A 26,392-nucleotide genomic window follows, 5' to 3' on the forward strand; every position below is an offset into this window, starting at 1 on the left:
ATGAAAACTTTAATTAGAATTTACTGGTTAGTTTTCATTTTTATTATTTCTATTTCATGTGATAATAATGATGATGAAAGCATAATTACAACTCCACCAAACTTACCAGGAATCTTTTCTACAACTTCTTATGTAACTGGATATCTTGATACGGATAATTATAATAATTTAACTTGTTTTTACTTACAATCGGATACAACGAAATCACCTTTTAATCATCTAATTTTATTTGCAGCAAATATTGCTTATGATGCAACGACTGAGAAAGCAACAATTTATGTAAAGCCAGAACTTCAAGAGATTTTGGATAATACGGATGATTTAAATTATATAAAATCTAAAGGAATTAAAATCTCTGTTGCATTTCTTGGACATCATGAAAATGCAGGTTGGTCTTGTTTTTCTAGCCCTGAAGAAGCAGAAGATTTCGCAGATCAATTACAAGAATTTGTGACAAAATATAATTTAGATGGAATTTCTATCGATGATGAATATAGTGGTTGTAGTAGAATTTATGATGATTCTGTTGTACAAGTTTCTTATTTTATTAAGCAAAAAATGCCTGATAAACTTTTAACTTTTGCTATGACTTTAAATGATTACGATCTAAAAGGGAGCTATGAAGGACAAACCATGGCAGATATTTTAGATTATGCTTTTGATGCAACTTATGTAGAAGGAGATGCAAATTCAACACGTGAAAATATTCAATATTATATGGAGCCTCCTTATAATTTTCCTGCATCAAAACTTTCTGTTGGGTTGGATGCTTCGCTTTCTCCAGGAGGTTCTGCTGGTGGAGTAGAAGTAGCTAAAGAATTGAAGAGATTAGGTGCGCAAGGACCTGTGTTTTTTGGGAAAGCTTCTTATGCTCCTGATTATACAGAGCCTATTTTGGAAGCCTATATTGATGAAGATGTTGGAGTAAAACCTAACTGTATTATTTTAAATTAGTTTAATAGTCTTTTATTTAATAAAGTTGTTTAAAAATTTAATTGACCTATTTTTTTAATCGTAAAAATCAAGAAATTTGAAAAAAATAGACGAGAAACTGTTTAAGCGGTAGCGAGTTTTTTGAGTCTTTTTCAAATTTTAGAGATTTTAGATTTAAAAAATAAAGTCTTGATTTTTTTGATTCGTTTTTTTATCAAGAAAAAAATGAATAATGCAAAATATTAAAATTCAGCAGAGTTTTTTAAATAACTTCAATTTTATATTTAGAGAAATTCTATACCTTTTTAAAATATCAGATAACAAAGCAAAACTGAAAAATGTAAAACAGTATCTTTGTTTCTTAAAACTATAAAATGAAAGAAACAATAATTTTAATTGCTGGAATTTTCGGAGCATTATCCGTGATTTTCGGTGCTTTTGGAGCACATGCTTTAAAGAAAGTAATGTCTGTAGAATCTTTACAAAGTTTTGAAACTGGCGTAAAATATCAAATGTATCATACTATTGTATTAGTAATTTGTGGCTTCTTTTTTTCTTTTGAAGATCCTATGGAAAAATACATTGTTTGGAGTTTTATTCTTGGAATTATTCTATTTTCTGGAAGTATTTACGGTTTAACCTTATCTTCCATTAAAGGAAAAAAACTTCGTTTTCTTGGTCCAATCACGCCACTTGGTGGATTATGTTTTATCATCGGTTGGCTTTTACTTGCTTTTTATGGCTATTCTTTAGCTTAAGGATAAAAAATCAAAACCCTTCTATTTTCTAGAAGGGTTTTTTGTTAGAACTACTTGTTTTTAACTGATTCGATTATTTTACTTAATACTTGTTCGGTGTTTTCGAATATTAAGTTATTTTCTAATCGTATAGTTCTGATTCCAATTTGTTTTAATAACTTTTCTTTAATTGTTTCTTTCTCTTTAGAAGTTACATTTTGTTGTGTTCCTAAAATTTCAATAGCAATTTGTTTTTCTGGACAATAAAAATCAAGAATTACATTAAAAATGCTGTGTTTTCGTCTGAATTTGTAATCTGCTAATTGTTTTTTTTGTAATAATTTCCAAAGAAAATTTTCCGCAGAAGTGCAATTTTGTAATAGCTCTTTTAATTCCGCTTTTCTTAAAAGGGGTTTCTTTTTCATAAGGGAGAATAAATTTAAAAACTATCCTTAAACTTAAAATAAAGAATAAGGATAGTCAGGTTAAAATAAAGGCTAAATGAAGAAATTAGCTTAAAACGATCTTTCCAAGCGATTCCAATAGTTGTGGACGATCTTCTAAAGAGATTTTTGCTATTGCAAAGAATTCGCTCATCCAATCATCGATTTTTTCGAATGCTTGATTTTTAAGTTTTGTTGCGTCTTGGGATTCTCCTTTTCTTTATAATATAATTCACGTGCATTTTCTACCTCAACAATTAACAAGGTTGTCATATTTAAATCTTCTACAGTTATTTGCAAGGCAGCAAGCTTCGTTTGTATTTGAGTATCATTAATAGCAGTAGTATAAAACTGTTTTAGAAGTTCTAACCATTTGATATAAACTCTTGAAATTGCACTTGAGAGTCCCAGTTTTTCTAGAGTTATTGGATCTTTTCTAAAAACTACTTTTGCTTTTTTTCTATGTAAAGCATAAATCGTGTGTAATGTGTTTTTCTTTTGTTCGAAATTGGTATAAGCTTCAGATGTTTCTATATCTTCTTGTTGATTGAAACGAAAAGCTTGCTCTGTTTCTTCTAAAATCGACTTTCCTTCTTGAATCTTTTCACTATTATAACCTAATTCTGCTAAAGAGGTTGCAATTTGTTCTTGAGTAAGTGCATTATTTAGTGCCAATTTATATTGTACTAAAGTTTCTGCCTGTGTTTGTCTTGATCTTAAGCTCATTTTTTAAATTTTATTATTATTTAAACAATTTTAGATAAGTTATTTATCTCTTTTTCCAGTGTTTTTCAATTTTTATAGTCTGCATTTACATAAAACAGGTCTACATTTGCATAAAACAGGTCTGCATTTGCATAAAACAAGTCTGCATTTGTATAAAACAGGTCTGCATTTACATAAAACAGGTCTACATTTGCATAAAACAGGTCTGCATTTGCATAAAACAAGTCTGCATTTGTATAAAACAGGTCTGCATTTGCATAAAATAGGTCTACATTTGCATAAAACAGGTCTGCATTTGCATAAAACAAGTCTGCATTTGTATAAAACAAGTCTGCATTTGTATAAAACAGGTCTGCATTTGCATAAAATAGTTTTATTTGTATTTCAAACTTCTAAAAGAATATTCTATTTCTTAAAATTATTGTTGATTTGTCAATTTTTTTATTACTCTTTCATTATTAGCGATTTAAATATAGTGAAAAAATGTTATGATTTGGTGGTTTTTCATTTTTTTTTGATTAAATAATTTCCCTCCTTATGTAAGGAGGGGTAAGGGGTGGTTAGAATTTATTATAATTCTTCTAATGTATTTAATATTATTTCTAAAACTTCAGTTGTATATTCAAAAACTAACTTATTTTCAAATCTGACTGTTGTTATTCCTATTTCTTTTAAAATATTATCTCTTTCCTTATCTTGAATTAAGCCATCAAGTGTATAATGAAAATTACCATCTAATTCTATGACAAGTTTTTTCAATGGACAATAAAAATCAACTATATAATTGAAAATACTATGTTGTCTTCGGAATTTATATCCATTTAATTGTCTTCCTTTTAAATGTTTCCATAGATGAGCTTCAGCAGGTGTAGCATTATTTCTTAGCTTTTTTCGGTGTTCAATTAATTCTTTTTTATTATGAATAATTAACTTTTTCATTTGATTTTTGTTTAAATATAATATTTTTTAACCACCCCCAACCCCTCCTTTTTTTAGGAGGGGAGTTTTTATTTAGTTTGAATGTTTTAATTTTACATTTAGATAATAAAACAGTATAAATTGAAAGATAATCCAACCCCACTAAACCAAATTTTCTTCGGACCTCCAGGAACAGGAAAAACATACAAAACTATTACGGAGGCGATACGAATTATTGAACCATCTTTTTTTAAAGAAGAAAAGTTTGAAAATGATAGAGAATCTTTGAAGCAACGATTTGATCATTATGTTTCAGAAGGAAATATTGTATTTACAACTTTTCATCAAAGTATGGATTATACTGATTTTATGGAAGGAATAAAACCTTCTGTAGATGATAATGGAAATATTATTTATGAAGTAAAAGATGGGATATTTAAATCGATTTGTAACCAAGCAAAAGAAATTAAATCTTCTGAGAAATTAAACCATTGGGAACAACGAAAGTTTTATAAAATGTCTTTAGGAGGAAAACCAAATCCGGAGATTCATGAATGGTGTTTGGAGAATAATTATATCGCACTAGGTTATGGTGGGAAAAATGATTTGTCATCGCTACTTGGTTTGGATGCTCGAAAGACAAAAGAGAAGTTTTATGAATTAAATCAAGATTTAGAAGACGAATCAAATTATCATTGGAAAGCAACGGAACTTTTTTTAGGAATGGAAGAAGGTGATGTTGTTGTGGTTTCTAAAGGAAATCATATTATTGATGCGATTGGAATTGTTGATGGAGATTATGAATATAAAACGGATGAAGAGATTCGCTATTTTCATTATCGAAAAGTAAAGTGGATTGCAAAAGATTTAGATGTTAGTCCAGAAAGGTTTTTACACAAAAAAATTTCACAGCAAACAATTTATAAACTAAAAAAAGAGAGCATCAAGTTTAAAGCTTTTCAGCAGTTGACAGATTCGGGAGAGAATGTAACTGAAAAGTATGTTTTAATAATTGATGAAATTAATCGTGGAAATGTTTCTGAGATTTTTGGTGAATTAATCACATTAATAGAAGATGATAAACGTCTTGGGAATTCGGAAGCTTTAAAGATTACATTGCCTTATAGTAAAAAGGTTTTCGGTGTTCCTAACAATCTTCATATTATTGGAACAATGAACACAGCAGATAGAAGTGTGGAAGCGTTGGATTCTGCTTTGCGAAGACGTTTTAGTTTTAAAGAAATTGCTCCAAAATCATCACTTTTAAAAAAGAAAATAATTGTGGGAATTTCTTTAGAAGAACTTTTAGAAATAATTAATAATAGAATTGAAGTTTTATTAGATAGTGATCATAAAATTGGACATAGTTATTTCTTTTCTGTAGAGAATTTAGAAGATTTAAAAGCTGTTTTTCAGAATAAAATAATTCCTTTATTACAAGAATATTTCTTTGGAGATTATGCCAAAATTGGATTAGTTTTAGGAGAGAATTTTGTTTCTAAAAAAGAAAATAATCATTCTGTTTTTGCCAACTTTGAAGACGATGAACATCATTATTCTGATAAAAAAATATATCAGATTGCTAAAGTGGATTCTATGAATGTTGCTGAGTTTCAAAATGCTGTTGAATCTTTATTAAATAAAGTTTTAGTTGAAAACTAATAAGATAATCACAGTTTATGAACATGAAAAATTGTTTGTTCATAAAGGAAAGAAGCAGTTAGATCCAAATCTGTATAAAGAATTAGTGCAAATTTATGGAGATGAATCTGTTCCATATTTTTCATTGTTGCATAATGGTGTAAAATTCAATTCTTATGTTGGTGTTTTGCAAATTGGAAATACAACGATTGAAATTTTACCAAAAATGGATCAAATTCATGGAGAAGATTTTTGGCGAAATAAACTAATTGAAATGTTACAATATGTTGGTGTTTTTAATATTAAAGCACCGACAAATGCTTCGTTAAAATTGAAAAAGAATTCGATTTTAGAATTATACATTTCTTATTTTATTCAAGAAATTGAATATTTGTTACATTGTGGTTTAGTGAAAAAATATCGTAAGGAAGTTAAAAATTCCAAAGCTTTAAAAGGGAAATTATTACTTTCTAAACAACTTCAGAAAAACTCTATTCACAAGGAAAAGTTTTTAGTTTCTCATGCTGTATATGATACGAAACATGAAATTCATGCTATTTTGTATCAAGCATTATTTTTAATTCAAAATTTGAATTTAGAAAGTGTACACGGAAAAGTAAAGCGAATTTTATTAGAGTTTCCAGAATTTCCTAAAACGAAAATTACGGAAAAAACATTTGCGAATATTATTTTAGATAGAAAAACAAAAGTGTATGAAAATGTTCTTCAGATTGCAAAAATGTTGTTGTTGAATTTACATCCAGATATTCGAAATGGTGGAAATGATGTTTTAGCAATCATGTTTGATATGAATATGCTTTGGGAGAAATTTATTTTCAAAGTTTTAAAGAATCATCTTTCTAAAACACATGAAGTGATTGCACAAGATTCAAAAAAGTTTTGGAAATCGGAAAAGAGAACAACTTCTACAATGCAACCAGATATTTTAATAAAAGGAAAAAGTGGTGAACTTTCGATTGTCTTGGATACAAAATGGAAAAATACAATGAATTCGCCTTTGTCTGTACATGATTTACGACAAATGTTTGTATATAAGCATTTTTATAAAGCAGAAAAAGTTGCATTAATTTTTCCACATATTGTAAGTGAAATTGATAAAGGACATTTTTTTCATCCAAAAGAAGAAATTGGAAAAGAATCCTGTGATTTAATCTATATAAACTTACAGGAAAAAGGAAATATCTCGATGCTTGAAAATCATGAAAAGTTGCTTCATTATATTAAAAATTAGATAACAATATTTTTAGATTAAAAATGTATAATTAATAATATTTGCAATTTTTAATTAAAGTAAATTGTGAATTTTAATAAAAAGAAAGATATTTGTAGTCGAAAATTTAAAAGATTTCTTTTAAATAAAAATTGTTAATTAAAAAAAATAAAAATGAAACAGTTAAAGAAATTGAAGTTTCTAGGAGTAATCCTAGTGGGAATTAGTATGCTATTTTTGACCTCGTGTTCAAGTACTCCAGAAAATATTAAAGTGATTCCAAAAGATGCAGATGTTGTATCTGTGGTAGATGTTTTATCTCTTGCAAAAAAAGGAAAAGTACATGAAATGCAAGAATTTAATTTCTATAAAACTTTAAGTAAAGAAATTCAAAATGATAATTCACAACCTTCTAAAGTTCTTCAAGAAATGCTTGAAAATCCGTTGAGTTCAGGAGTGAAATTGACAGGTGATTTGGTAATGTTTACAAAAATAATATCTAGATATAATTATGTTTTTGCTTCAATTGAATTGTCAAATGGAAAATCTTTTGGTTCTTTTATAGAGAAAGTTTTTAAGGATAGTGATAAAGAATATGTTTTAAAGAAAGAAGATAATTACACTTACATTTTATTTAATGATATGTTTGCAATAAGTTGGGATGATGATAAAGCAGTTTTTATGGTACAACCGATATTTTCTGATTCTGAAAAATTTATTGCAGAAATTGGAAATCTTTATAATAAATCAGAAACGGAGTCAATTACAAAAAATGAAAAGTTCAATAATTTCTATGAAGATAGAAAAGATATAAGTGTTTGGATTTCTTCAAATTTATATATGGATTCAAGAGAATTTAAATCTTTCCAACGAGAATTTAATTTAGATTTTTCAGATAATTATTCTGCTTATTTTGTTGATTTTAAAGATGGAGAAATTGCAGTTTCTACAAAGTCATATTTAAACAAAGAACTTGAACAAAAAATAAATGAGTTGAAGTTTACAGATAATAAAATGAATGCTGATTTGTTGAAGTTTTTACCAGAAAATGAATATTTTTTAGCAAGTACAAGTATAAATCCTATGGCAATTTATAACTTTTTAAGTTCTGGAGGGAAAATGCAAGAAATAAATAAAACATTCAAAAAAGAATTAGGATTTGAGATTCAAAATATTTTTGAAGAGCTAAACGGAAACATTGTTTTCGGAATTTCTGATTTTAAAAAAATAAAATATTCTTATAAGCCTTATTATTCAGAAACCGAAAGAGAAAAAGAAGAAACTCTACCAATAATTGGATTGGCTTTTGAAATAAATGGGAATAAAATTATTAAAGAATTATTGGATAAAGATTCTAAAAATATTTTTGTAAATAAAGGAGATTATTATGAGTTTAAATTCGATGGAAAAGTACCAGCGTATTTTGCATTTGATGAGAAGTTTGCATTTTTTACAAATGATTTAACAAGTATTAAAGCTTTCAAAAATGGAGGATTTCCTTCAAATAGTTTAGATGATTCAACTTTAGCAAAAGGAATAAAAAATAATTGTTCTTTTGCCTTTTTAAATTTAAATTTTGATGAATATCCAGAAGATTTACAAAATGAAGTTGGTGTAAATCGTGATTCAAAATTAAAAATTGGTGTAGATATTTGGAATTCTATTATGAAAGATGTTGAATTCAAACAAAAAGATGCATTTAACGGAGAAATGATTATTAAATTAAACAAAAATGAAAACAATAGTTTATATACAATAATCAAAACAATTGATGATAATTATAACGAAATTACATCTTTATAATTCTTGAAATGCAAATTGAATTAAAAAATATAAAACCACAATATATGTCAGAAGCTGAGGTAAAAGCTTCTGACATTTATCTTCAAAAAAGTGTGGTTTTTGAAAAAAGGAAAAAATATTTAATTAAAGCAAATTCAGGAAATGGTAAAACTTCAATTTTGAATTTTATTTATGGAAGTAATTTAAAATTTGATGGAGAAATTTTTTATAATAAAGAACGTAAAGAAAAAGAAGTTTTTACATACAGAAAGGAACATATTAGTTATGTTTTTCAAGATTTTAAATTGTTTCCTAGTTTAACTTTATTGGAAAATATTCAATTAAAAAATCGATTGACAAATTATAAAACAGAAGAAGAAATAATTGCATTAATTAATCGTGTACAGCTTGGAGAAAAGAAAAATGACTTGCTAGAAAAATTTTCTTTAGGACAAAAACAACGAGTTGCAATTATTCGAGCGCTTTGTCAACCGTTTGACTTTTTATTATTGGATGAACCTTTTAGTCATTTAGATAATGAAAATATTGAAATTTTGATTTCGATTCTTAAGGAAGAACTAGAAAAACAGCAAGCTAGTTTATTGATGACTTCATTGGGAACTGTTTCTTGTTTTGAATTTGATCGTGTTTTAAATCTTTAATTATGCTTTTAAAACTTCAAAAAAAAACACTGATAAAATCTCAAATTATCGGTTATGCTTTTACTTTATTAATTGGAATGTCTATTCTTTTGACAGTTTTTCAATTGTATATAGATGTAAATCCGCTTTTGACAGAACAAACGGATATTTTTAAAAAGCAATCAGCGATTATCAGTAAAAAAATATCTCTTTTTAAAACTTTAAATAAAGAGAAGATTTACTTTAAAGAAAAAGAAATTGAAGAGCTAAAAAAACTTGATTTTATTGAGAATGTTTCCGTGTTTCAAAATACAAATTTTAAAGTACAAGCTTTTACAAGCGGATCGAGTAATTTTCCAATGTTTCAAACAGATTTGTTTTTTGAAAGTATTCCAGATATTTATTTAGATATCAATCCAGAAGAGTGGAAATGGAATGCGTCAGAAAATTTTATTCCAATTATAATTCCAGAAAATTATTTAAATCTATATAATTTTGGCTTTGCAGAAAGTCAGGGTTTACCAGTTCTATCTAAGAATACGATTTCAAATTTGACTTTTAATTTACAGATTACAGGGAATTATACTTCTCAGAATTTTAAAAGTAGAATTGTTGGATTTTCAAGTAAAATAAATTCGATTTTAGTTCCAAATGATTTTTTGATTTGGGCAAATAAAAAATTCTCCGATTCCAATAATTCAAATAAAATAAATCGAGTTTTATTGGAATTTAACAAACCAGCAGACGAACAGATTTTAAACTTTTTCAAATCTAAGGATTATGAGATTAATAAAGAAAAACTGGAATTTAGTAAATTGTTTTTCTTTTTTAAATCAGCGATCATTTTTGTGTTTATAATTTCTTTAATAATCGTGATTTTATCCATTGCATTTATCTTTTTGAGTTTAAATTTAATTATTCAGAGAAACAAAGAAATGTTATTGAATTTAGCTAATATTGGTTATACATATCAACAAATTGCAAAGTTTTACCAAATTATGATAAGCGTTGTAACTGTTTTTGTTTTGTTTTTTGCAGGAATTTTAAGTACAACTTTTAGAAATATGTATTTAGTAAAGATTTCCGAATTATTAAATTTTAAAAGGCAAGAGAATTTTATATTTATTGGAATGTTTTTGGTTTTAATTTTATTATTAGGAATTTATAATACAATCATTATTAGGAAAATTAAAAAGGTTGTTTAAATACTAGAAAAATTCAATGTTTTAGTCGAAATTTGATTGTTTCTAAATAGAAGTAAATCAAAGAGGAAATTGTTAGCAATAATTATATTTTCCGACAAAAAACAAAACTAGATTTATATGGCCATTCAAGAAATAAAAACATATACTTACCAAAATAAATTTACATTACAAGTTGTGCAATTTGAGAAAGCATGTGTTGTTCATAAACCAACACAAGTGGATGCTTATTCAATTTATTGGATTAAAGAAGGAAAAGGAACGTATCAAATCGATTTTGAAAGCTATGATTTTGATGGAGGAGTTTTATTTTTTCTTTCTCCTGGACAAATTTTTACTGTGGAATCTGAGAAAATAAAGGAAGCGTATCAATTGACATTTAATCCAGATTTTTATTGTATTCAAACACATGATGCAGAAATTGCTTGTAATGGAGTTTTGTTTAATAATATTTATGAATCTCCTTTTGTAAAACCTTGTAAAAAAGATGTTTTAAAATTAGATTTTATTGTAGAGAATTTAATGGAAGAATTTTCTAATTCAAATACAGCAAAATATGATATGTTACAATCTTATTTAAAACAATTTATTATTCTTTCTGTACGAATTAAAAAAGAGAATCATATTGTAAAAGATGATAATGAAACAAAACTATTTAAAGATTTTAGTCTTTTAGTGGAGCAGAATTTTAGAAATTTACATAGTGTAACAGAATATGCAAATCGACTTGGACTTTCTCCGAAATCTATTACGAAGCATTTTCAGAAACTCGGAACGACGACACCAAGTGATTATATTAAAAATAGAATTGTTTTAGAAGCAAAACGACAACTTTTATATTCGGATGCTACAATTAAACATATAGCATTTGATTTAGGATTTAATGATCCAGCATATTTCTCAAGATTTTTTACAAAAGCTGTTGGGAAATCTCCTGTACAGTTTCGAAAATAGTTATTGAAATAAAATGATAAGATATATCCTCTCTTTTTTAAAGGGAGGTTTTTTGTTTTAAAAGAGGATATTTTTCGCTTTTAAATTAAAAATGAAGGATGATTTATAGCAAAAATCCACCAAAAACTTCACCAGTCCAAACCTTAGGAACTTTTGTCCATTTTTTAGCACTCCTAACTGTCGCATCTTTGTAATGTAAAACAAAAACAATGAATTATGAAAGATAAAGAAACAAATAATATAGAGTGTTCAAAATGTGGAACCACCTATGAATCTGGAAAAGAATGTCCAAATTGTTGGGGATATCAAGAGTACGGAAACGAAACAAATGAAAAAAAGTAGAGAGTTTAAATAATTTATAATTATAGTAATTCCCTTCTTTATTTATGGAGGAGGGAACTTTTTCTAAATCAATTAATCTAATAATAAATAATTCAAAACAATTTAAGATGAAAAAATTTTTAGCAATTTTAGTAATGGTATTAGGTTTTACTTTTACTGCACAAGCACAAAAAGCTAAAAAAGTAGCTTTAGAACAAACAAAAGGAGAGTTTACACAAAAGAGTTTGACACTTTCAGAAGGAACGTATGTTTTTGAAATTGAAAATGCAGGTGTAGGACATGATGTAGGATTTGTTTTAGCTCCAAAAGGAAAAACTTCTGAAAAACATCATATTAAAAATGCATATGTTACTTCTTTAGTAAAGAATAATAAGAAATCAAAGTCTAAAAAAGTTACATTAACTAAAGGTGAATATGTTTATTTCTGTCCACTAAATCCAACTCCTCAGTATACCCTGATAGTGGAATAAGTTTATAATGATTATTAATGGGGGAACCTCGCTTTGTAGCGAGGTTTTTTTGTTTTGTAAACATAAAAATTGCAAGAATAAAAGAAGAAGTAACACTTTTCAATTTTACTTTATAGTTTTGTGAAATAAAATGATTTTCTCAATTAATTTTAATAAATTCAGATAATCAAAAATCAATTTCACATGAAACTATTACACACTTCTGATTGGCATTTAGGACATCGGCTTCATGAGCAATCACAATATGAAGAACAGAAGCTTTTTTTGGATTGGTTATTAGAAGAAATAGAAAAACAGCAAATAGATATTTTATTAATAGCTGGAGATATTTATGATACAGGTGTTCCTGCAACACAAAGTCAGAAGCTGTATTACGATTTTTTAATTTCACTTCGTAAAACAAATTGCAAGGAAGTTTTTATTATTGGAGGAAATCACGATGCTCCAGGAACTTTAAATGCACCAAGAGCTTTGTTAGAAGCATTGCAAATTCATGTGGTTGGAAAAGCAAACGAAGATGTAGAAAAAGAAGTTTTTATTGCGGAAAAAGAAGATGAAAAAGTAATTATTGCTGCTGTTCCTTATTTAAGAGACCAAGATATTCGTAAAGCTGTTGCTGGTGAAACATTTGATCAAATTGGAGATCGTTATAAAAAAGCATTGATGAATCATTATCAAAAAGTAGCAGATTATTGTGATTCTATAAATAAAGAGAACGTTCCAGTAATTGCAATGGGACATTTGTTTGCAATTGGAGGAACAACTTCAGAAAGTGAGCAAAGTATTTATATTGGAAATTTAGGAGATATTGGTTCTGGAGATTTTTCAAAATCATTCGATTATATTGCTTTAGGACATCTACATAAACCACAAAAAATTGATAAAAATGAAAAAATTCGGTATTCAGGTTCCCCAAATATTTTAAGTTTTAGTGAAATTGGTTATACGAAAAAAGTATTGGTGTTAGAATCCTCAAAACATACTATTGAAAAAGTAGAAGAAGTTGAAATTCCTGAATTTCGAAAAGTAGTTCGAGTAAAAGGTGATGCTTTAGAATGTATTTCAAAATTGCAAAAAATAGAATCAAACAATTTTGGTTTACAACCTTGGGCTGAGGTGATTTTAAAAGATAAAGAACATACGAAATTTGGAGAAATTCAAAAAGAAATTAAAGATTTTCCTGTGGAAGTTTTAAAAGTTAGTTATGAAAGAGAACAAAAATTGGCTGGTTTGGAGCAATTAATTGAAACTTCAAAGCATGTAAAAGATTTATCTCCGATGGAAGTTTTTAAACTGAAATGTAAAGAGCAAAATTTTGATTTAGAAGAAAATCAAGAAGTATTTGATGCTTTCAGCGAAGTATTGGGAATTGCTCGAGGAGAATAATATTTTTAAAATTGTTGAGAATTAAAATTAAAACAGAAACAAAAAGTCATTAGAATGAAAATCCTAAAAATTACGCTTCAAAATATAAATTCATTAAAATCCGAAACACCGATAGAAATAGATTTTACAAAAGATCCTTTTTTAGATACAGGATTGTTCGCAATTACTGGTTCTACAGGAGCTGGAAAAACAACAATTTTAGATGCGATTACGATTGCAATGTATCATCAAGTTGCTCGTTTTCGTGGAAATTCATCGATAAATCGTTTGGAACCTGTGGTGAGTTATGGAGCAACAGAAGCTTCTTCAGCTGTTTTATTTGAATGTAAAAATGTAATTTATGAAGCTTTTTGGGGAATTCGTTTGGCTTCGAGTTCTGGGAAAATTTTAGCTACTCCGAAAGAGCAAGTTCGACTTAAAAATGTAACAAAAGAAAAAATAATTGCAGAAAAAAAGACAGAATTTAAAAAGGAAATAGAAGAAATTACACAATTAAATTTTGATCAATTTTTACGTTCAGTTTTATTAGCTCAAGGAGAATTTGCAGCGTTTTTATCTGCGAAAAAAGGAGATAAAGCTGCTTTGTTGGAACAAATTGCAGGAGAGGAAATTTATAAGAAAATCGGGGAAGCAATTAATTCGAAATTATATTCAGAAAGGAAGAAATTAGAAGCTTTACAAGCAAAAATTAATAGCGATGATTTGCTTTCGGATGAACAAAGAGAAGCATTGAGAAAAGAAGAAAAAGAAATTGATATTCAAGAGAAAGATTTAATTAAAGAAATTGAAAGAAATTCGACTTTTTTACAATGGTTTGAAAAGCAAAAAGTTTTACAGAAGAAAGAAGTTGAAATTGCATTTGAAAAAGAACATTTAAAGAAGCAAAAAGAAGTAAATAAATACGATTTAGAATTATTAGAAAAAGACAAACTTGCAAATCCTTTTAAAGAAAATTTAGAAAAAATTCAGCGAGGAAATCAGCAAATAAATGAGAAGAAAATAAAAGCAAAAATATTGCTTCCTGCATTAGAAACTTTGGAAAAAGAAGTAGAGAAATTAAAAAAAGAAAATAAAAATGCAGAAGAAACTGTTTTAAAACAAGAAAAGAAAATCCAAGATTGGCAACCGAAATTAGAGAAAATATCTTCTTTAGATAGTCAAATAGAAATTGGCAAAAAGCAGTTTTTAGAAAAGAATGAAAAATTGAAAAGAATTACAGAAGAATTAGAAAAAAATAAAGAAGAATTAGAGAAAAAACGATTCGAAATAAAGAAAAATAAAGAGAAAGAAGATGATTTGAATATTTATATATTAAATCATAAATATCTTGAAGAAGTTTCTGAACAATGGACAGATTTTCATGCGAAATTAATGCTGAGAAAAACAAAATTTGAATCTTTTCTAGAGATGAAATTAGAGCATTTTTCGAAAGAAAGAAAATTGAATGAAACAGAAGAAAAATTACAAATAAAAGAGAAAGTTTTAGAGGAATTAATGAAAGAAAAAGAGACTTTAGAAAAAGAAGTTTCAGAATTAATTTCTGTATTAGAAGAGAAAAATGTAAAAAAAATACGAGCAAAAAAAGATAAAAAACAACAAGAATTAGAAGTTTGGAAAGAGATGAATTCTTTTTCGGATAATTTTGTGAAGTTACATCATGAAAAAAATCAATTAACCCAAAAAAAGAAACAACTTAATCCAGAAATTTCACAAATAAAAGAAGAAAATACGCGATTAGAAAAGCAAGTTTTTCAAGCAAAAAAATCGTATGAAGATCAGGAAAAAATATATTTGTTAGAGCAAAAAATTAAGAGTTTTGAAGAAGAAAGAAAGAAATTGCAAGTTGGAGAACCTTGTGGTTTGTGTGGATCTTTGGAACATCCATTTGTGAAAACGTATGAAACATTAGAAATTTCAGAATCAGCGAAAGAATTGCAACATCGAAAAATAATTTTTGAAGCTTTGCAAAAAGAAAAAGAACAGAATTCATTGCTTTTAGCAAAAGAAGAAGAATCGATGAAAAACCTTTTAAATCAACTGGATTCTGTGATGAAAGAAATGGAAGATATTGTGTTTAAAACTTCTAAATTTAAATTAGAATTTTCTGTTTCTGAACATCAAAAAATAGTGAGAGAAGTTGAAGAAAGAAGAGAAGAGTTAGAGCTGTTTCAGAAGCAAATAATCGATTTAGAACGATTTGAAATTTCTAAAGAAGAAAAGCAAAAAGAATTATTAGAGAAGCAAAAAGAATTTTCGAATGTAGATAAAGAAATTGCAAGTTTAAAAACTGAAAAAGAAAGTTTAAAAAAAGCAGTTCAAGAAGTTTTTACTAAAAAAGAAAAACAAATTCATGAAATTCATGAGATGACGAATGATTTACAACATGGATTTTCACAGTTTAAATGGCAAGTTCCAGAAATTGAAGATTCACCAAAATTTATAGAAGCAAAAGAAACTTTATTAAAAGAATTTGAAAAAACTGAAAAAGAGCTTTCCAAATTGAAACATGTTTTGGAAGGTTTCGAGAAAGATGTGGTTTTTTTAGAAAAAAATGACAAAAAATTATCTTTAGAAAAAGAAGAAAGAACAAAAGAAATAGAAAGTTTACGAGAAAAATATGGAAAGATAAAAGAAGAAAGAATTTCTATTTTGCCATTGCGAGAAACGACTGAAATCAAGCGTAAAGAATTACAGGATATTTTAGAGAATTTGCAAAATTTAAAGAAGCAAATTGAAATAAGATTACAAAAATCAGAGAAAGAATTTCATCAGAAAACAAAAGAAAAAGAACTTTTACATTCGGAGTTAGAAAACTTAGAATTGGAAATTAAAAAAGAAAGAAAAACTTTAGAATTATTATTAGAAAAAAGTGAATTTCCTTCTTTTGAAACTTTAGAAAAATCTGTTTTAACAAATGGAAAAAGAAAAGATTTAGAAGAAATTCAAAAGAAATTTAGAGAAAAAGAAGTTGAGATTCAAACATTAGAAAAAGAACAAAAAGTTGCTTTAGAGAAATTAGAAAAAGAGAAAAAGTTTGAAAAAACAGAAGAAGAATTACAATCAGAACTTCGAGAAAATCAAAGATTTTTTAAAGAAATTCATTCTAAAAAAGGAGAGATAAAACAGAAATTTGCAAATCATGATAAAGTAAAACAGCGAAATGAAAAAACATTTGAACAGATAGAAATTCAAGAGAAAGAATTGAAACGTTGGATGAAATTGATTGATTTATTAGGAGGATCTAAAGATGCGTTTAATACATATGTTCAGCGATTAACATTACAGAATTTGATACAATTGGCAAATGTTCATTTAGCGAAATTAAATCCGAGATATTCTTTAAAAATGCCTGAGAAATATGGAAAAGGAGAAGAATTAAATTTCCAATTAATAGATCATTATCAAACAGATGAAATGCGTTTGGTAGATACTTCTAGTGGAGGAGAAAAATTCCTAATTAGTTTGGCTTTAGCATTAGGATTATCTGATTTGTCTAGTAAAAATGTAACGATTGGTTCGTTGTTTATAGATGAAGGATTTGGAACTTTGGATAACAATACATTGGAAACAGTTTTAGCAACTTTAGAGACATTGCAAGCGCAAGGAAAAATGATTGGTGTGATTTCACATGTAGAAAGTTTGAAAGAGCGAATTCCGACACAAATTCAAGTACAAAAGAAAAGTAATGGTGTAAGTGAAGTTTTAGTTGTTGGATAATTTTTCAGGATAATTTTTTGTTTCTAAATATATAAACCTGTTTTATTGTTTTAAAAAACAATAAAAAAGATATGAAAATAAGATTATTAGTAAACCTATTTTTTATAACAACCTTCACTTTTGGTCAAAAAATACAAGATGATTCTTATTTAGATGAAGCGTTTTTTAAATTTAAAAATTCATTAGTACAAAGTATCATCGATAAAGATAAAGTAGCGTTTTCAACACATTTGGCAGAGAAAGTTTATACACCAAAAGATTTATGTGATTCGCCAATTTGTAGAAAAGAAGAGGTGATGAATTATTTTTTTTCAGAAGGAGATGACACTTTTTGGAAAGAATTGTTAATGCTTTTTAGATTTGGATTTTTAAGACAAAAGTCTGAATATAGTACGATAATAGAAAAGGTTGATGAAAACATAGTTTTTAAAGCTCCAAGTTTTACGAAGAATTTAGATATAGAAAATGAATTATTGATATTAGGAGAAAATGTAAATATTCGAAGTAAGCCAAGTTTAAATTCAAATATTATAAAAACGGTTTCTTATGAAATTTTTAAATGTGATTGTGGACTAGGAAAACCAATCACAACAAAAGATAATATCGTTTGGATTGAAATAAAATTAGGAAATGGCAAAGTTGGATATGTTGCAGAAAAATTCACATCATCTTATTATTTAAAGGAAATTGAGATTGGAAAAATAAATGGAGAATGGAAAATTGTTGCAATTGTTGAACCTTGGGGATGTTAAAAAAGAAATTAAATTATGGAATTAGGAACAAGAGAAAAGTTATTATTATTGAAAATTCAAGCAAACAAACGAAATTATTATAGTTCATTTAAAGTTTTAGAAAGAACACTTTTGCTTTTTGAAGTTTTAGAAATGTTTCGAGATAAAGAATTCGTTTTAGAACAAAAAAGAATTACAGCAGGGAAATTTATTTCAGAAAATGCTAGGAAAAAAATCTTTTTTGAAATGGTGAAAAATGCTACTAGAAAAAGAAAATTATATAGTTGGGTAGAACGATTTTATCGAAAGAAAAATCAATATGTTGAAAAGAGTTTACAAATTTTAGAGAGAGAAAAAATTATAAAAATTGAAAAAGCAAAAATATTGAATTTATTTCCTTCTAAAAAAATAGAATTATTGAAACCAAATGTGAAAATTCAATTAGTAAATTCTTTAGAAAATATAATAGTAAATGGGAAAGTTTCAGATAAAGAAACCATTTTGCTTTTGAGAGAATTGGATAATAAATTTTATTATCAAGTTGCTTTTGAAGCGAAAGATTGGAGAGAAAGATCAAAACTTAGAAAGCAAAATCGAAAAATGTTGAAAAAAATCACGATGGAACCTTATGAAAAGGTTGTAAATGATTTGTCACTTCATTTGAGTTATAACGGTTTTGCATAATCTTTTTTTTTATCAAAAAATCAAGAATTATTTAAGAATATTTGAAGCATATTCTTGAATAAAAAACAGCGAATTCCTACTTTTGCATTTACTTAAAAAAGAAAGGAATTTATGAAAGTATGTATTGCAGAAAAGCCGAGTGTAGCAAAAGAAATAGCGACAATTATTGGAGCTAATACCAGAAGAGATGGATATTTTGAAGGAAATGGATATTGTGTAACTTGGACTTTTGGGCATTTATGTACTTTATTTATGCCAGATAATTACAAGCCTCACTGGAAGTTTTGGAATTTAAATACTTTACCGATGCTTCCAGAGAAGTTTGAGATTAAATTAATTGAAGATTCTGGAGTTGAAAAGCAATTTCAAACAATTAAAAATCTTTTTGCAAAAGCAGAAGTTGTTATAAATTGTGGCGATGCTGGTCAAGAAGGAGAATTGATTCAGCGTTGGGTTTTAAAACATGCAAATTATTCAGGAAAAGTACAAAGGCTTTGGATTTCTTCTTTGACACCAGAAGCGATTAAAGAAGGTTTCCAGAACTTAAAAGATGCAGAGGATTATGACAATCTTTATTATGCTGGAATGTCCAGAGCGATTGGAGATTGGCTTCTAGGAATGAATGCGACACGATTGTACACATTAATTTATGGAAGAGATAAAAAAGTGCTTTCTGTAGGACGTGTTCAGACGCCAACTTTAGCAATGTTAGTTGAAAGATATAAGGAAATTCAAAATTTTGTTCCAAAACCTTATTGGGAATTACAAACTATTTATCGAGAAACTATTTTTAATTGTGAGGAAGGAAAATTTGAAAAGAAAGAAGAAGGAGAGAAGTTTTTAGAAAAAGTAAAAGATGCACCTTTTGAAGTTACTTCAGTTACAAAGAAAAAAGGTAAAGAACATCCACAAAAGCTTTTTGATTTAACAGGTTTACAAGTTTATTGTAATACAAAGTTTGGATTTTCTGCGGATAAAACTTTAAAAATCGCACAAAAACTTTATGAGCAAAAATTAATTACTTACCCGAGAGTAGATACAACTTTTTTACCAAATGATATTTATCCAAAATCTTCTGGAATTTTAGGGAAACTTTCAAAATATGCACATTTTACAGAAAAGGTTTTAGGAGCTTCTTTACGAAAATCAACTAAAGTTTTTAATGATAAAAAAGTAACAGATCACCATGCGATTATTCCTACAGGATTTGAAATGGAATTAGGTTGGGATGAACAAAGAGTTTATGATATTGTTACAAGAAGATTTATTGCTGTTTTTTATCCAGATTGTATTTTTTCAACAACAACTGTTTTAGGAAAAGTTACTTCGGTTTCTTTTAAAACTACAGGAAAAGAAATTTTAGAAAAAGGTTGGCGTGAAGTGATTTTCCTTCCTAAAAAAGAAAGTGAAGAATCAAAAGATGCAAAGAAAAAAGCAGAAGAGGTGATTATGCCTACTTTTGTGAAAGGAGAATCAGGAGAACATAAACCGAATTTTGTAGAAAAGAAAACAACAGCTCCGAAAAATTACACAGAAGCTTCTTTATTACGTTCGATGGAAACTGCTGGGAAATTGGTAGAAGATGATGAATTGAAAGATGTTTTAAAAGCAAACGGAATTGGTAGACCTTCTACGCGTGCGAACATTATTGAAACACTTTTTAAGCGAAATTATATTACAAGAAATAAGAAAAATATTGTTCCTACATCGATGGGAATTCAATTGATTGATACAATTGAAAATCAATTATTGAAATCGGCTGAATTAACTGGACAATGGGAAAAAAAGTTAAAAGAAATTGAGCAAGGAGAACATAATGCATCTGTTTTTATAAAAAATATGAAAGGAATGGTTTCGCATTTGGTGGATGAGGTTCGTATGTTACAATCGAAATCGAAAGGAATTACAGAGCAACCAATTCAACAAAAACAAAAACCCAAAAAAGAAGATAAACCAGAAATTTGTCCAAAATGTAAGAAAGGAAAAATTTTAAAAGGAAAAGAAAATTATGGTTGCAGTGAATGGAAAAACGGTTGTGAGTTTAGAATTCCTTTTGTGTTTTTTGGAAAAAAGATTTCAGATACACAGTATAAGAAACTAATGAAATCAGGAAAAACATCTGTATTGAAAGGATTTGTTTTAAACGATGAAAAGTTTGATGGAATTATGACTTTAGATGAAAATGGTTTATTGAATATAGAAAAAGCATAAATAGAATATGGAACAAAAAGAAATGAATTTTAATATTGTATTAGTAGAACCTGAAATTCCAAATAATACAGGGAATATTGGAAGACTTTGCGTTGGAAGTAATAGTAAATTACATCTAGTAAAACCATTAGGGTTTGAAATTACAGACAAACGAGTGAAAAGAGCAGGTTTGGATTATTGGGGTGAATTGGAATTACAATATCATGACAATTTTGAAGCTTTTTTAAATCAAGTAGAAAATAAAGATAGAATGTTTTTTTTCTCATCAAAAGGAGCAAAAACATATTCTGAATTAGAATTACAAAAAGGGGATTGGTTAATATTTGGAAAAGAATCTGTTGGTTTGGGAACTAACATTTTAGAAAAATTTTCTAAACAAACAACGACAATTCCATTTCCTGGAAAAGTAAGAAGTTTTAATATTTCTAATGCTGTAGCAATGGCTTTGGGAGAAGGTTTAAGACAATTAAATTATACTAAATAAAAAAGGGAGAAAAAAGAAGGGGGAATGTATAGATAAAAGGCAAAGTGGGGGTGATTTCTCAGAAATTAATAACCTGTAATTGGTTCATTTCTTACAATTCTTCCAACATAGACAATACTAATATTATACTTTTTGGCTAGTTGACGATAATTCAATTTACTTTTTTTGATTTCTCTTTTTTCAATTTCTGTAATTGATTCGTAATTTCTTAAGTTTTGTTTCTCCATAATATTCTTTTTTTAATAGCTTACTTATTTAAAGTTAAAAAAAATATTCCTTTATTCCTCTATCAAATATATATTTTTTGAATACAAAACACTTTTATAAGAAATTATTTTCTATCAAAATACCCAGTTATAGTGATATAATTAACTGAAAGAGAGTATTTAATTGCTTTTGTTTAAAAATAAAAAAACCTGACATTTTTTTTGTCAGGTTTTTTTTATTTTGATAGGTTTTTTATTATCTATCATATAATTTGTTATATAAATCTTGGAATTTGCTCAAAATAACAGCTCTTTTTGGTTTTAGTGTTGGAGTTAATAAACCGTTGTCAATACTCCATACAATTGGTGTCAATTCAATTTTCTTAATTTGCTCCCATTTTCCAAAAAGTTGATTTCTCTCTTGAATTTCTTGAAAAATTCTGTCTTTAACTTCCAGGTTATTAGCCATTTCTTCAAAAGAATTTCCAATATCCAAATCGTGTCTTCTTGCCCATTCAAGAACGAATTCAAAATTTGGTTGTACAATTGCAGCTGGCATTTTTTCACCTTCTCCAACTACCAAAATTTGCTCGATAAATCTAGATTGTTTCATTTCATTTTCAAGAAGCGCAGGAGAAACATATTTTCCTCCAGAAGTTTTGAAAATTTCTTTTTTACGACCTGTAATTTTTAAGAAACCATCTTTATCAATTTCTCCTTTATCACCAGTATGGAAATAACCATTTTTTAAAACCTCAGCAGTTTTTTCAGGATCTTTGTTATAACCAAGCATAACATTTGGTCCTTTTACAAGAATTTCACCATCGTCAGCGATTTTCACTTCAACATGTGGAATTGGTTTTCCAACAGTTCCAATTCTAAACATATGATCTTTTACCATATTAACAGAAATTACAGGAGAAGTTTCAGTTAAACCATAACCTTCCATAATTGTTAATCCGGCAGCAGTAAAAATTCTAGTTAATCTTGGTTGTAATGGAGCACTTCCAGAAACCATTGTATTGATTTCTCCACCTAAAGCTTCTCTCCATTTAGAGAAAATTAATTTATTAGCAATTTTAAGTTGTAAATCATATAACTTTCCATTTACATGATAAGGCTCGTATTTTTCTGCAACAGAAATTGCCCAAAAGAAAAGTTGTTTTTTAGGAAAAGAAAGTTGCGCTCCTTTTGCAGTAATTGCATCGTATATTTTTTCCAAAAGTCTAGGAACAACACTCATAAAATGAGGTTTGATTTCCTTTGCATTATCTGCAATTTTATCAATTCCTTCTGCAAAATAAATGGTAGCACCTTCATATTGGTATAAATAATGGAGCATTCTTTCAAATATATGACATACAGGTAAGAAGCTTAAAACTCTAGTATTTCCTTCTACAAAAGGAAGACGAGTATGACTGTCTAAAACATTACTTACAATGTTTTTATGAGAAAGCATTACACCTTTTGGAGTTCCTGTAGTTCCAGAAGTATAAATAATTGTTGCTAAATCATCTGTATGAACATTTTCTTTTCTTTTTTCAATCTCTGGTTGTAAATTTTCATTTGCTAATCCTAATTCAATTAATTCATTCCAATTATTACAATCATCAATTTCTTCAAAAGAATAAACTCCTTTTAAAGTAGGAACATTATGTTTTATTTGATCTACTTTTTCTAATAAATCTTTATCAGATAAAAAACAATATTTTACTTCTGCATGATTAAAAATATATTCAAAATCATGATGTGAAATAGTTGGATAAATTGGAACGTTTTGCGCACCTGTTTGCAAGATACCAATATCGACGATATTCCATTCTGTTCTATTTGTTGTGGAAATGACAGCAATTTTATCGTTTGGTTGTACGCCTAATTTAATTAAAGCTCTACTTATTGCATTTGCTTGATAAATATATTCTTCAGTAGAAATTGCGCTCCAAACATGATTTCTCTTCATAACCAAAGACTTAGAAAGGTTGTGTTTTTTAAGTTGGTGATGAGGAAAATCAAATATCCTTTTTATTTCATTCATGGTCTATTCTATTTTCAGTAATTGCAAAATAGAAAAATAAATACCATTAAACAAACAGTGTTTTTTAAATTGTTGGATTTTTTAAAGATTTGGGTGAAAATTTATTGTAGTTTTAAATAAAAAGAAATAAAAATAAATTTACAATAGAATTATAACAAAAAAGGAGAACATAAAGCGATTCTCCTTTTTTTCATTTTTTTATGGTTGTTGTCTTGTTGCTGCAAGCACAATTTCACGAATATTTACATTCTGTGGTTGGCTAAAAGCAAACCAAATGGTGTCTGCAACAGTTTCTGGTTTTAAAACTCCACCCATATCTTTTCTCCAAGCTTCATAATCTTCTTTTATTTGTTCCGAAGTTGTATGTGATAATAATTCTGTTTCTACTGCTCCAGGAGCAATTGTAATAATTCGAACATTATCATCAGCAGCTTCTTCACGTGCATTTTCTGTTAAACCATGAACAGCAAATTTAGTTCCTGTATATGCTGTATGATTCGGAAAAGTTTTCTTTCCAGCAATAGAACTAATATTAAAAATAGTTCCACCTTTTCTTTCTCTCATTTTAGGTAAAACGATTTGCATTCCATTTAATAAACCTAAAACATTTACATCAAACATTTTTTTCCATTCTTCTGCATTTTGAATAGAAATATCTCCTAAAAGCATTAAACCTGCATTGTTTACCAAAACTTCTACTGGACCATAAGTTACTTCTGCTTCTGCAATCGCGTTTTGGAAAGCATTATAATCTATAACATCTACTTTTCTACACATCGTATTTGGTAGATTTAATTCCTTTAATTTTTCTATTCTTCTTCCTAAAAGTAAAAGTGGATGCCCTTTTTCAGAAAATAATCGTGCTGTTGCTGCACCAATTCCTGAACTTGCTCCTGTGATGACGATTAATCCTTTGTTATTAGTTTTCATAATAATAATTTTATTGTATTGTAAATCAGTTTATTTGTTTTGTTAGCAAAAGTAAGTTAGGATTTAATTTGTTCAAAATACTATTTTTGTATGTTTATTATAAGTTAAAATTATGGATGAAAGATTGCTTCGTTTTTTTGTAGCTGTTTATGAAGAAAAAAACCTGTCGAGAGCAGCTGAAAAATGCTTTGTTTCCCAGCCAAATATTTCTAATGGAATCAAGCAATTAGAAGAAATTATTGGTAAAGAATTATTCACAAGACATAAAAGGGGAGTTGTCTTAAAAGAAAGTGCACATTATTTATATCCAATCGCAAAACGAATTTTAGGTGAACTACAATCGATTCCAAGTATTTTTAAGGAAGAGAAATTTCATCAGAAAGTGGTAATTGGAATTGCAGATAGTTTGTCACAGCAGTTTAAAAGTGAATTTTTTCAAAATGTTTCAGAGAAAATTCAAAATATTGAATGGGATGTTCGTGCGATGCATCGCGATTGTGAATTGAATTTATTGGTTCGAGAGTGGAAATTTGAAGCACATTTATTTTTGCCAATTTGGAAAGAAAATTATGTTTTATGTGTTCCGGATTCGCATCCTTTGATTGAAAAAGAAGAAATTCATTTGAGCGATTTAAGTGGAGAACCTTTTATTCATTGTCCGCCTTGTGAAGCACATCAGCAAAGTTTGTCGATTTTAAATAGTTCTGATAAAAAATGGAATACAGTTGCAAATTGTAGTACAAAAACAGAAGTTTTAAGTTTGTTAATGGCTGGTTTAGGAATTTCTTTTCTTCCTGAATATTTTGCTAAAAATTGGAATGGATTTCAAATTAAAGATTATGTTGGTCCAAAATATTATCGTGAAATTGGACTTTCTTATTCTAAAGAAAGTTTAAAAAACGAGGCTGTTAAAGAAATTGTGGAATTATATTCGTGAGAAGTAAAAAACTCTAAAAAAAAAATTAAATAGATGATTAAATTATTAAAACACCTTTAATTATTATCCAATTAAAGGTGTAATAATTAGTCTCTAAAATTTTCAATAGTAAATTTTGGTTCACCTAGCTCTTTCCAAGTTTGTTCAGCTTTGAACTCTTCTTTATAGTTAGAGAAAAATGTTCCTATTTTACCTGCTAATCGTGCTTCTTTATTAAAAATTCCAATAAACTTTAATAAAGAAATTGGAGCTAATTGTACTTTTAATTTTGGATTAAATGTATTTGCATATCTGTTTAAAGCATTTTCAAAAGTAATTGCTTCTTTTCCTTGCATGATATAATCTTTTGTAAGGTCATGGTTCGAATTTAGAATTGCTGTAGAAATCATTCTGCCTAAATCTTTTCCTGCTAACCAATACATTGGAAATTGAATTGGCTTAAAAGCTTGTAAAGTATCATTTTTTCTCATTGTAAACTCCATCACATCCATAATCCATGAACAATGGAAAAATGTCACTGGGATTCCAGAATTTTTTAATAATTGATATCCTTTTTTTCTAATTTTATTTATAAAAATATCTTTTCCTTGTGCAAATTCAGGAAATGGAACTGAGATAGCAGAAACATGAAAAATTCTTGAAATATTATTTTCTTTTGCAACTGAAATAACATTTTTAATCCCATCAATTTCTGGTTGAAAATTTGCTTTTTCATTCTGCGTTGATAAATTAAGGTAAATTGCGTCTACATTTTTAAAGACTTTTCTTAAGCTATCAATGTCATTTAAATCACCTTTAATGATTTCAATTTCAGTAGGAAAATTTTGTATTTTATTGATTTTATCAAAATTTCTAACTAATGCTTTAATTTTAATTCCTTTCGCTAATAATTCGTTATAAGTAAAAGGAGCGAGGTTTCCAGTTACCCCTATGAATGCTATTTTTTGTATCATTTTAAAGATATTTTTTTTCAAATGTATTATATTTGATATATAAAGTATAGTAAGTTTTTATTAAATAGTACTATACAATTGTATAGTGAATTAATTTG

General features: G+C 27.5%; 24 protein-coding genes. 17 read left to right on the top strand and 7 right to left on the bottom strand.

What is annotated here, in order from left to right; all coding sequences use genetic code 11:
* A complete protein-coding gene (locus I1A51_RS10020; protein ID WP_196893494.1) occupies window positions 1-954 on the top strand; it encodes a glycosyl hydrolase family 18 protein in 954 nt (317 codons plus the stop codon).
* Between the two features lie 353 nt (window positions 955-1,307).
* Window positions 1,308-1,691: a DUF423 domain-containing protein gene (locus I1A51_RS10025; protein WP_196893496.1), complete on the top strand. Its 384-nt coding sequence runs from the start codon at window positions 1,308-1,310 to the stop codon at window positions 1,689-1,691.
* Window positions 1,692-1,741: 50 nt separating this feature from the next.
* On the opposite strand, the gene I1A51_RS10030 is transcribed toward I1A51_RS10025, so the two are convergent.
* The 3 genes from I1A51_RS10030 to I1A51_RS10040 all read right to left on the bottom strand — a co-directional run bounded on the left by I1A51_RS10030 (window position 1,742) and on the right by I1A51_RS10040 (window position 3,778).
* Entirely contained in the window at window positions 1,742-2,095 is a 354-nt protein-coding gene (locus I1A51_RS10030) for an endonuclease domain-containing protein (protein ID WP_196893498.1), read from the bottom strand.
* A gap of 168 nt (window positions 2,096-2,263) precedes the next feature.
* Window positions 2,264-2,839: a hypothetical protein gene (locus I1A51_RS10035; RefSeq protein ID WP_231374011.1), complete on the bottom strand. Its 576-nt coding sequence runs from the start codon at window positions 2,837-2,839 to the stop codon at window positions 2,264-2,266.
* A gap of 570 nt (window positions 2,840-3,409) precedes the next feature.
* Window positions 3,410-3,778 carry an endonuclease domain-containing protein gene (locus I1A51_RS10040; protein ID WP_196893500.1) on the bottom strand — a complete coding sequence of 123 codons (369 nt, stop codon included), beginning with the start codon at window positions 3,776-3,778 and terminating at the stop codon, window positions 3,410-3,412.
* Window positions 3,779-3,898: 120 nt separating this feature from the next.
* Here I1A51_RS10040 and I1A51_RS10045 point away from each other — a divergent pair, with 120 nt between their 5' ends.
* The 14 genes from I1A51_RS10045 to I1A51_RS10105 all read left to right on the top strand — a co-directional run bounded on the left by I1A51_RS10045 (window position 3,899) and on the right by I1A51_RS10105 (window position 21,233).
* Window positions 3,899-5,419, top strand: coding sequence for an AAA family ATPase (locus I1A51_RS10045; protein ID WP_196893502.1), 1,521 nt, complete (start codon window positions 3,899-3,901; stop codon window positions 5,417-5,419).
* Window positions 5,409-6,650, top strand: a complete 1,242-nt coding sequence (locus I1A51_RS10050; RefSeq protein WP_196893504.1) for an McrC family protein — start codon at window positions 5,409-5,411, stop codon at window positions 6,648-6,650. Before I1A51_RS10045 ends, I1A51_RS10050 begins: the two co-directional genes overlap by 11 nt.
* A gap of 153 nt (window positions 6,651-6,803) precedes the next feature.
* A complete protein-coding gene (locus tag I1A51_RS10055; RefSeq protein ID WP_196893506.1) occupies window positions 6,804-8,432 on the top strand; it encodes a DUF4836 family protein in 1,629 nt (542 codons plus the stop codon).
* Window positions 8,433-8,440: 8 nt separating this feature from the next.
* Complete coding sequence (locus I1A51_RS10060) at window positions 8,441-9,073, top strand: ATP-binding cassette domain-containing protein (protein WP_231374012.1); 633 nt, start codon at window positions 8,441-8,443, stop codon at window positions 9,071-9,073.
* Window positions 9,074-9,075: 2 nt separating this feature from the next.
* Window positions 9,076-10,257: an ABC transporter permease gene (locus I1A51_RS10065; protein ID WP_196893508.1), complete on the top strand. Its 1,182-nt coding sequence runs from the start codon at window positions 9,076-9,078 to the stop codon at window positions 10,255-10,257.
* A gap of 117 nt (window positions 10,258-10,374) precedes the next feature.
* Window positions 10,375-11,208, top strand: a complete 834-nt coding sequence (locus tag I1A51_RS10070; protein WP_196893510.1) for a helix-turn-helix domain-containing protein — start codon at window positions 10,375-10,377, stop codon at window positions 11,206-11,208.
* 216 nt (window positions 11,209-11,424) lie between these two features.
* Window positions 11,425-11,550: a hypothetical protein gene (locus tag I1A51_RS17705; protein ID WP_262895826.1), complete on the top strand. Its 126-nt coding sequence runs from the start codon at window positions 11,425-11,427 to the stop codon at window positions 11,548-11,550.
* Window positions 11,551-11,657: 107 nt separating this feature from the next.
* Window positions 11,658-12,020 (top strand): cupredoxin domain-containing protein, encoded by a 363-nt coding sequence (locus I1A51_RS10075; RefSeq protein ID WP_196893511.1) that lies wholly within the window; start codon window positions 11,658-11,660, stop codon window positions 12,018-12,020.
* Between the two features lie 183 nt (window positions 12,021-12,203).
* Entirely contained in the window at window positions 12,204-13,406 is a 1,203-nt protein-coding gene (locus I1A51_RS10080; protein ID WP_196893513.1) for an exonuclease SbcCD subunit D C-terminal domain-containing protein, read from the top strand.
* Between the two features lie 54 nt (window positions 13,407-13,460).
* Window positions 13,461-17,123, top strand: coding sequence for an SbcC/MukB-like Walker B domain-containing protein (locus tag I1A51_RS10085; protein ID WP_196893515.1), 3,663 nt, complete (start codon window positions 13,461-13,463; stop codon window positions 17,121-17,123).
* Window positions 17,124-17,194: 71 nt separating this feature from the next.
* Window positions 17,195-17,875: an SH3 domain-containing protein gene (locus tag I1A51_RS10090; protein ID WP_196893517.1), complete on the top strand. Its 681-nt coding sequence runs from the start codon at window positions 17,195-17,197 to the stop codon at window positions 17,873-17,875.
* A gap of 15 nt (window positions 17,876-17,890) precedes the next feature.
* Window positions 17,891-18,538 carry a GPP34 family phosphoprotein gene (locus I1A51_RS10095; RefSeq protein WP_196893519.1) on the top strand — a complete coding sequence of 216 codons (648 nt, stop codon included), beginning with the start codon at window positions 17,891-17,893 and terminating at the stop codon, window positions 18,536-18,538.
* 111 nt (window positions 18,539-18,649) lie between these two features.
* Window positions 18,650-20,749 (top strand): type IA DNA topoisomerase, encoded by a 2,100-nt coding sequence (locus I1A51_RS10100; protein WP_196893521.1) that lies wholly within the window; start codon window positions 18,650-18,652, stop codon window positions 20,747-20,749.
* A 7-nt stretch (window positions 20,750-20,756) separates the two neighbouring features.
* Window positions 20,757-21,233 (top strand): tRNA (cytidine(34)-2'-O)-methyltransferase, encoded by a 477-nt coding sequence (locus I1A51_RS10105; protein WP_231374013.1) that lies wholly within the window; start codon window positions 20,757-20,759, stop codon window positions 21,231-21,233.
* Between the two features lie 65 nt (window positions 21,234-21,298).
* On the opposite strand, the gene I1A51_RS10110 is transcribed toward I1A51_RS10105, so the two are convergent.
* The 3 genes from I1A51_RS10110 to I1A51_RS10120 form a co-directional block, all read right to left on the bottom strand.
* Window positions 21,299-21,460 carry a hypothetical protein gene (locus I1A51_RS10110; RefSeq protein ID WP_196893523.1) on the bottom strand — a complete coding sequence of 54 codons (162 nt, stop codon included), beginning with the start codon at window positions 21,458-21,460 and terminating at the stop codon, window positions 21,299-21,301.
* Between the two features lie 235 nt (window positions 21,461-21,695).
* Window positions 21,696-23,474: an AMP-dependent synthetase/ligase gene (locus I1A51_RS10115; protein WP_196893525.1), complete on the bottom strand. Its 1,779-nt coding sequence runs from the start codon at window positions 23,472-23,474 to the stop codon at window positions 21,696-21,698.
* A 198-nt stretch (window positions 23,475-23,672) separates the two neighbouring features.
* Entirely contained in the window at window positions 23,673-24,404 is a 732-nt protein-coding gene (locus I1A51_RS10120; RefSeq protein ID WP_196893527.1) for an SDR family oxidoreductase, read from the bottom strand.
* Between the two features lie 112 nt (window positions 24,405-24,516).
* Here I1A51_RS10120 and I1A51_RS10125 point away from each other — a divergent pair, with 112 nt between their 5' ends.
* Window positions 24,517-25,341, top strand: coding sequence for a LysR family transcriptional regulator (locus I1A51_RS10125; RefSeq protein WP_196893529.1), 825 nt, complete (start codon window positions 24,517-24,519; stop codon window positions 25,339-25,341).
* Between the two features lie 86 nt (window positions 25,342-25,427).
* Here I1A51_RS10125 and I1A51_RS10130 read toward each other — a convergent pair whose 3' ends face one another.
* Window positions 25,428-26,294, bottom strand: a complete 867-nt coding sequence (locus I1A51_RS10130) for an SDR family oxidoreductase (protein ID WP_196893531.1) — start codon at window positions 26,292-26,294, stop codon at window positions 25,428-25,430.
* Between the last annotated feature and the right edge of the window lie 98 nt (window positions 26,295-26,392).

Source organism: Aureivirga marina (genome assembly GCF_015767265.1).
Taxonomy (GTDB): domain Bacteria; phylum Bacteroidota; class Bacteroidia; order Flavobacteriales; family Flavobacteriaceae; genus Aureivirga; species Aureivirga marina.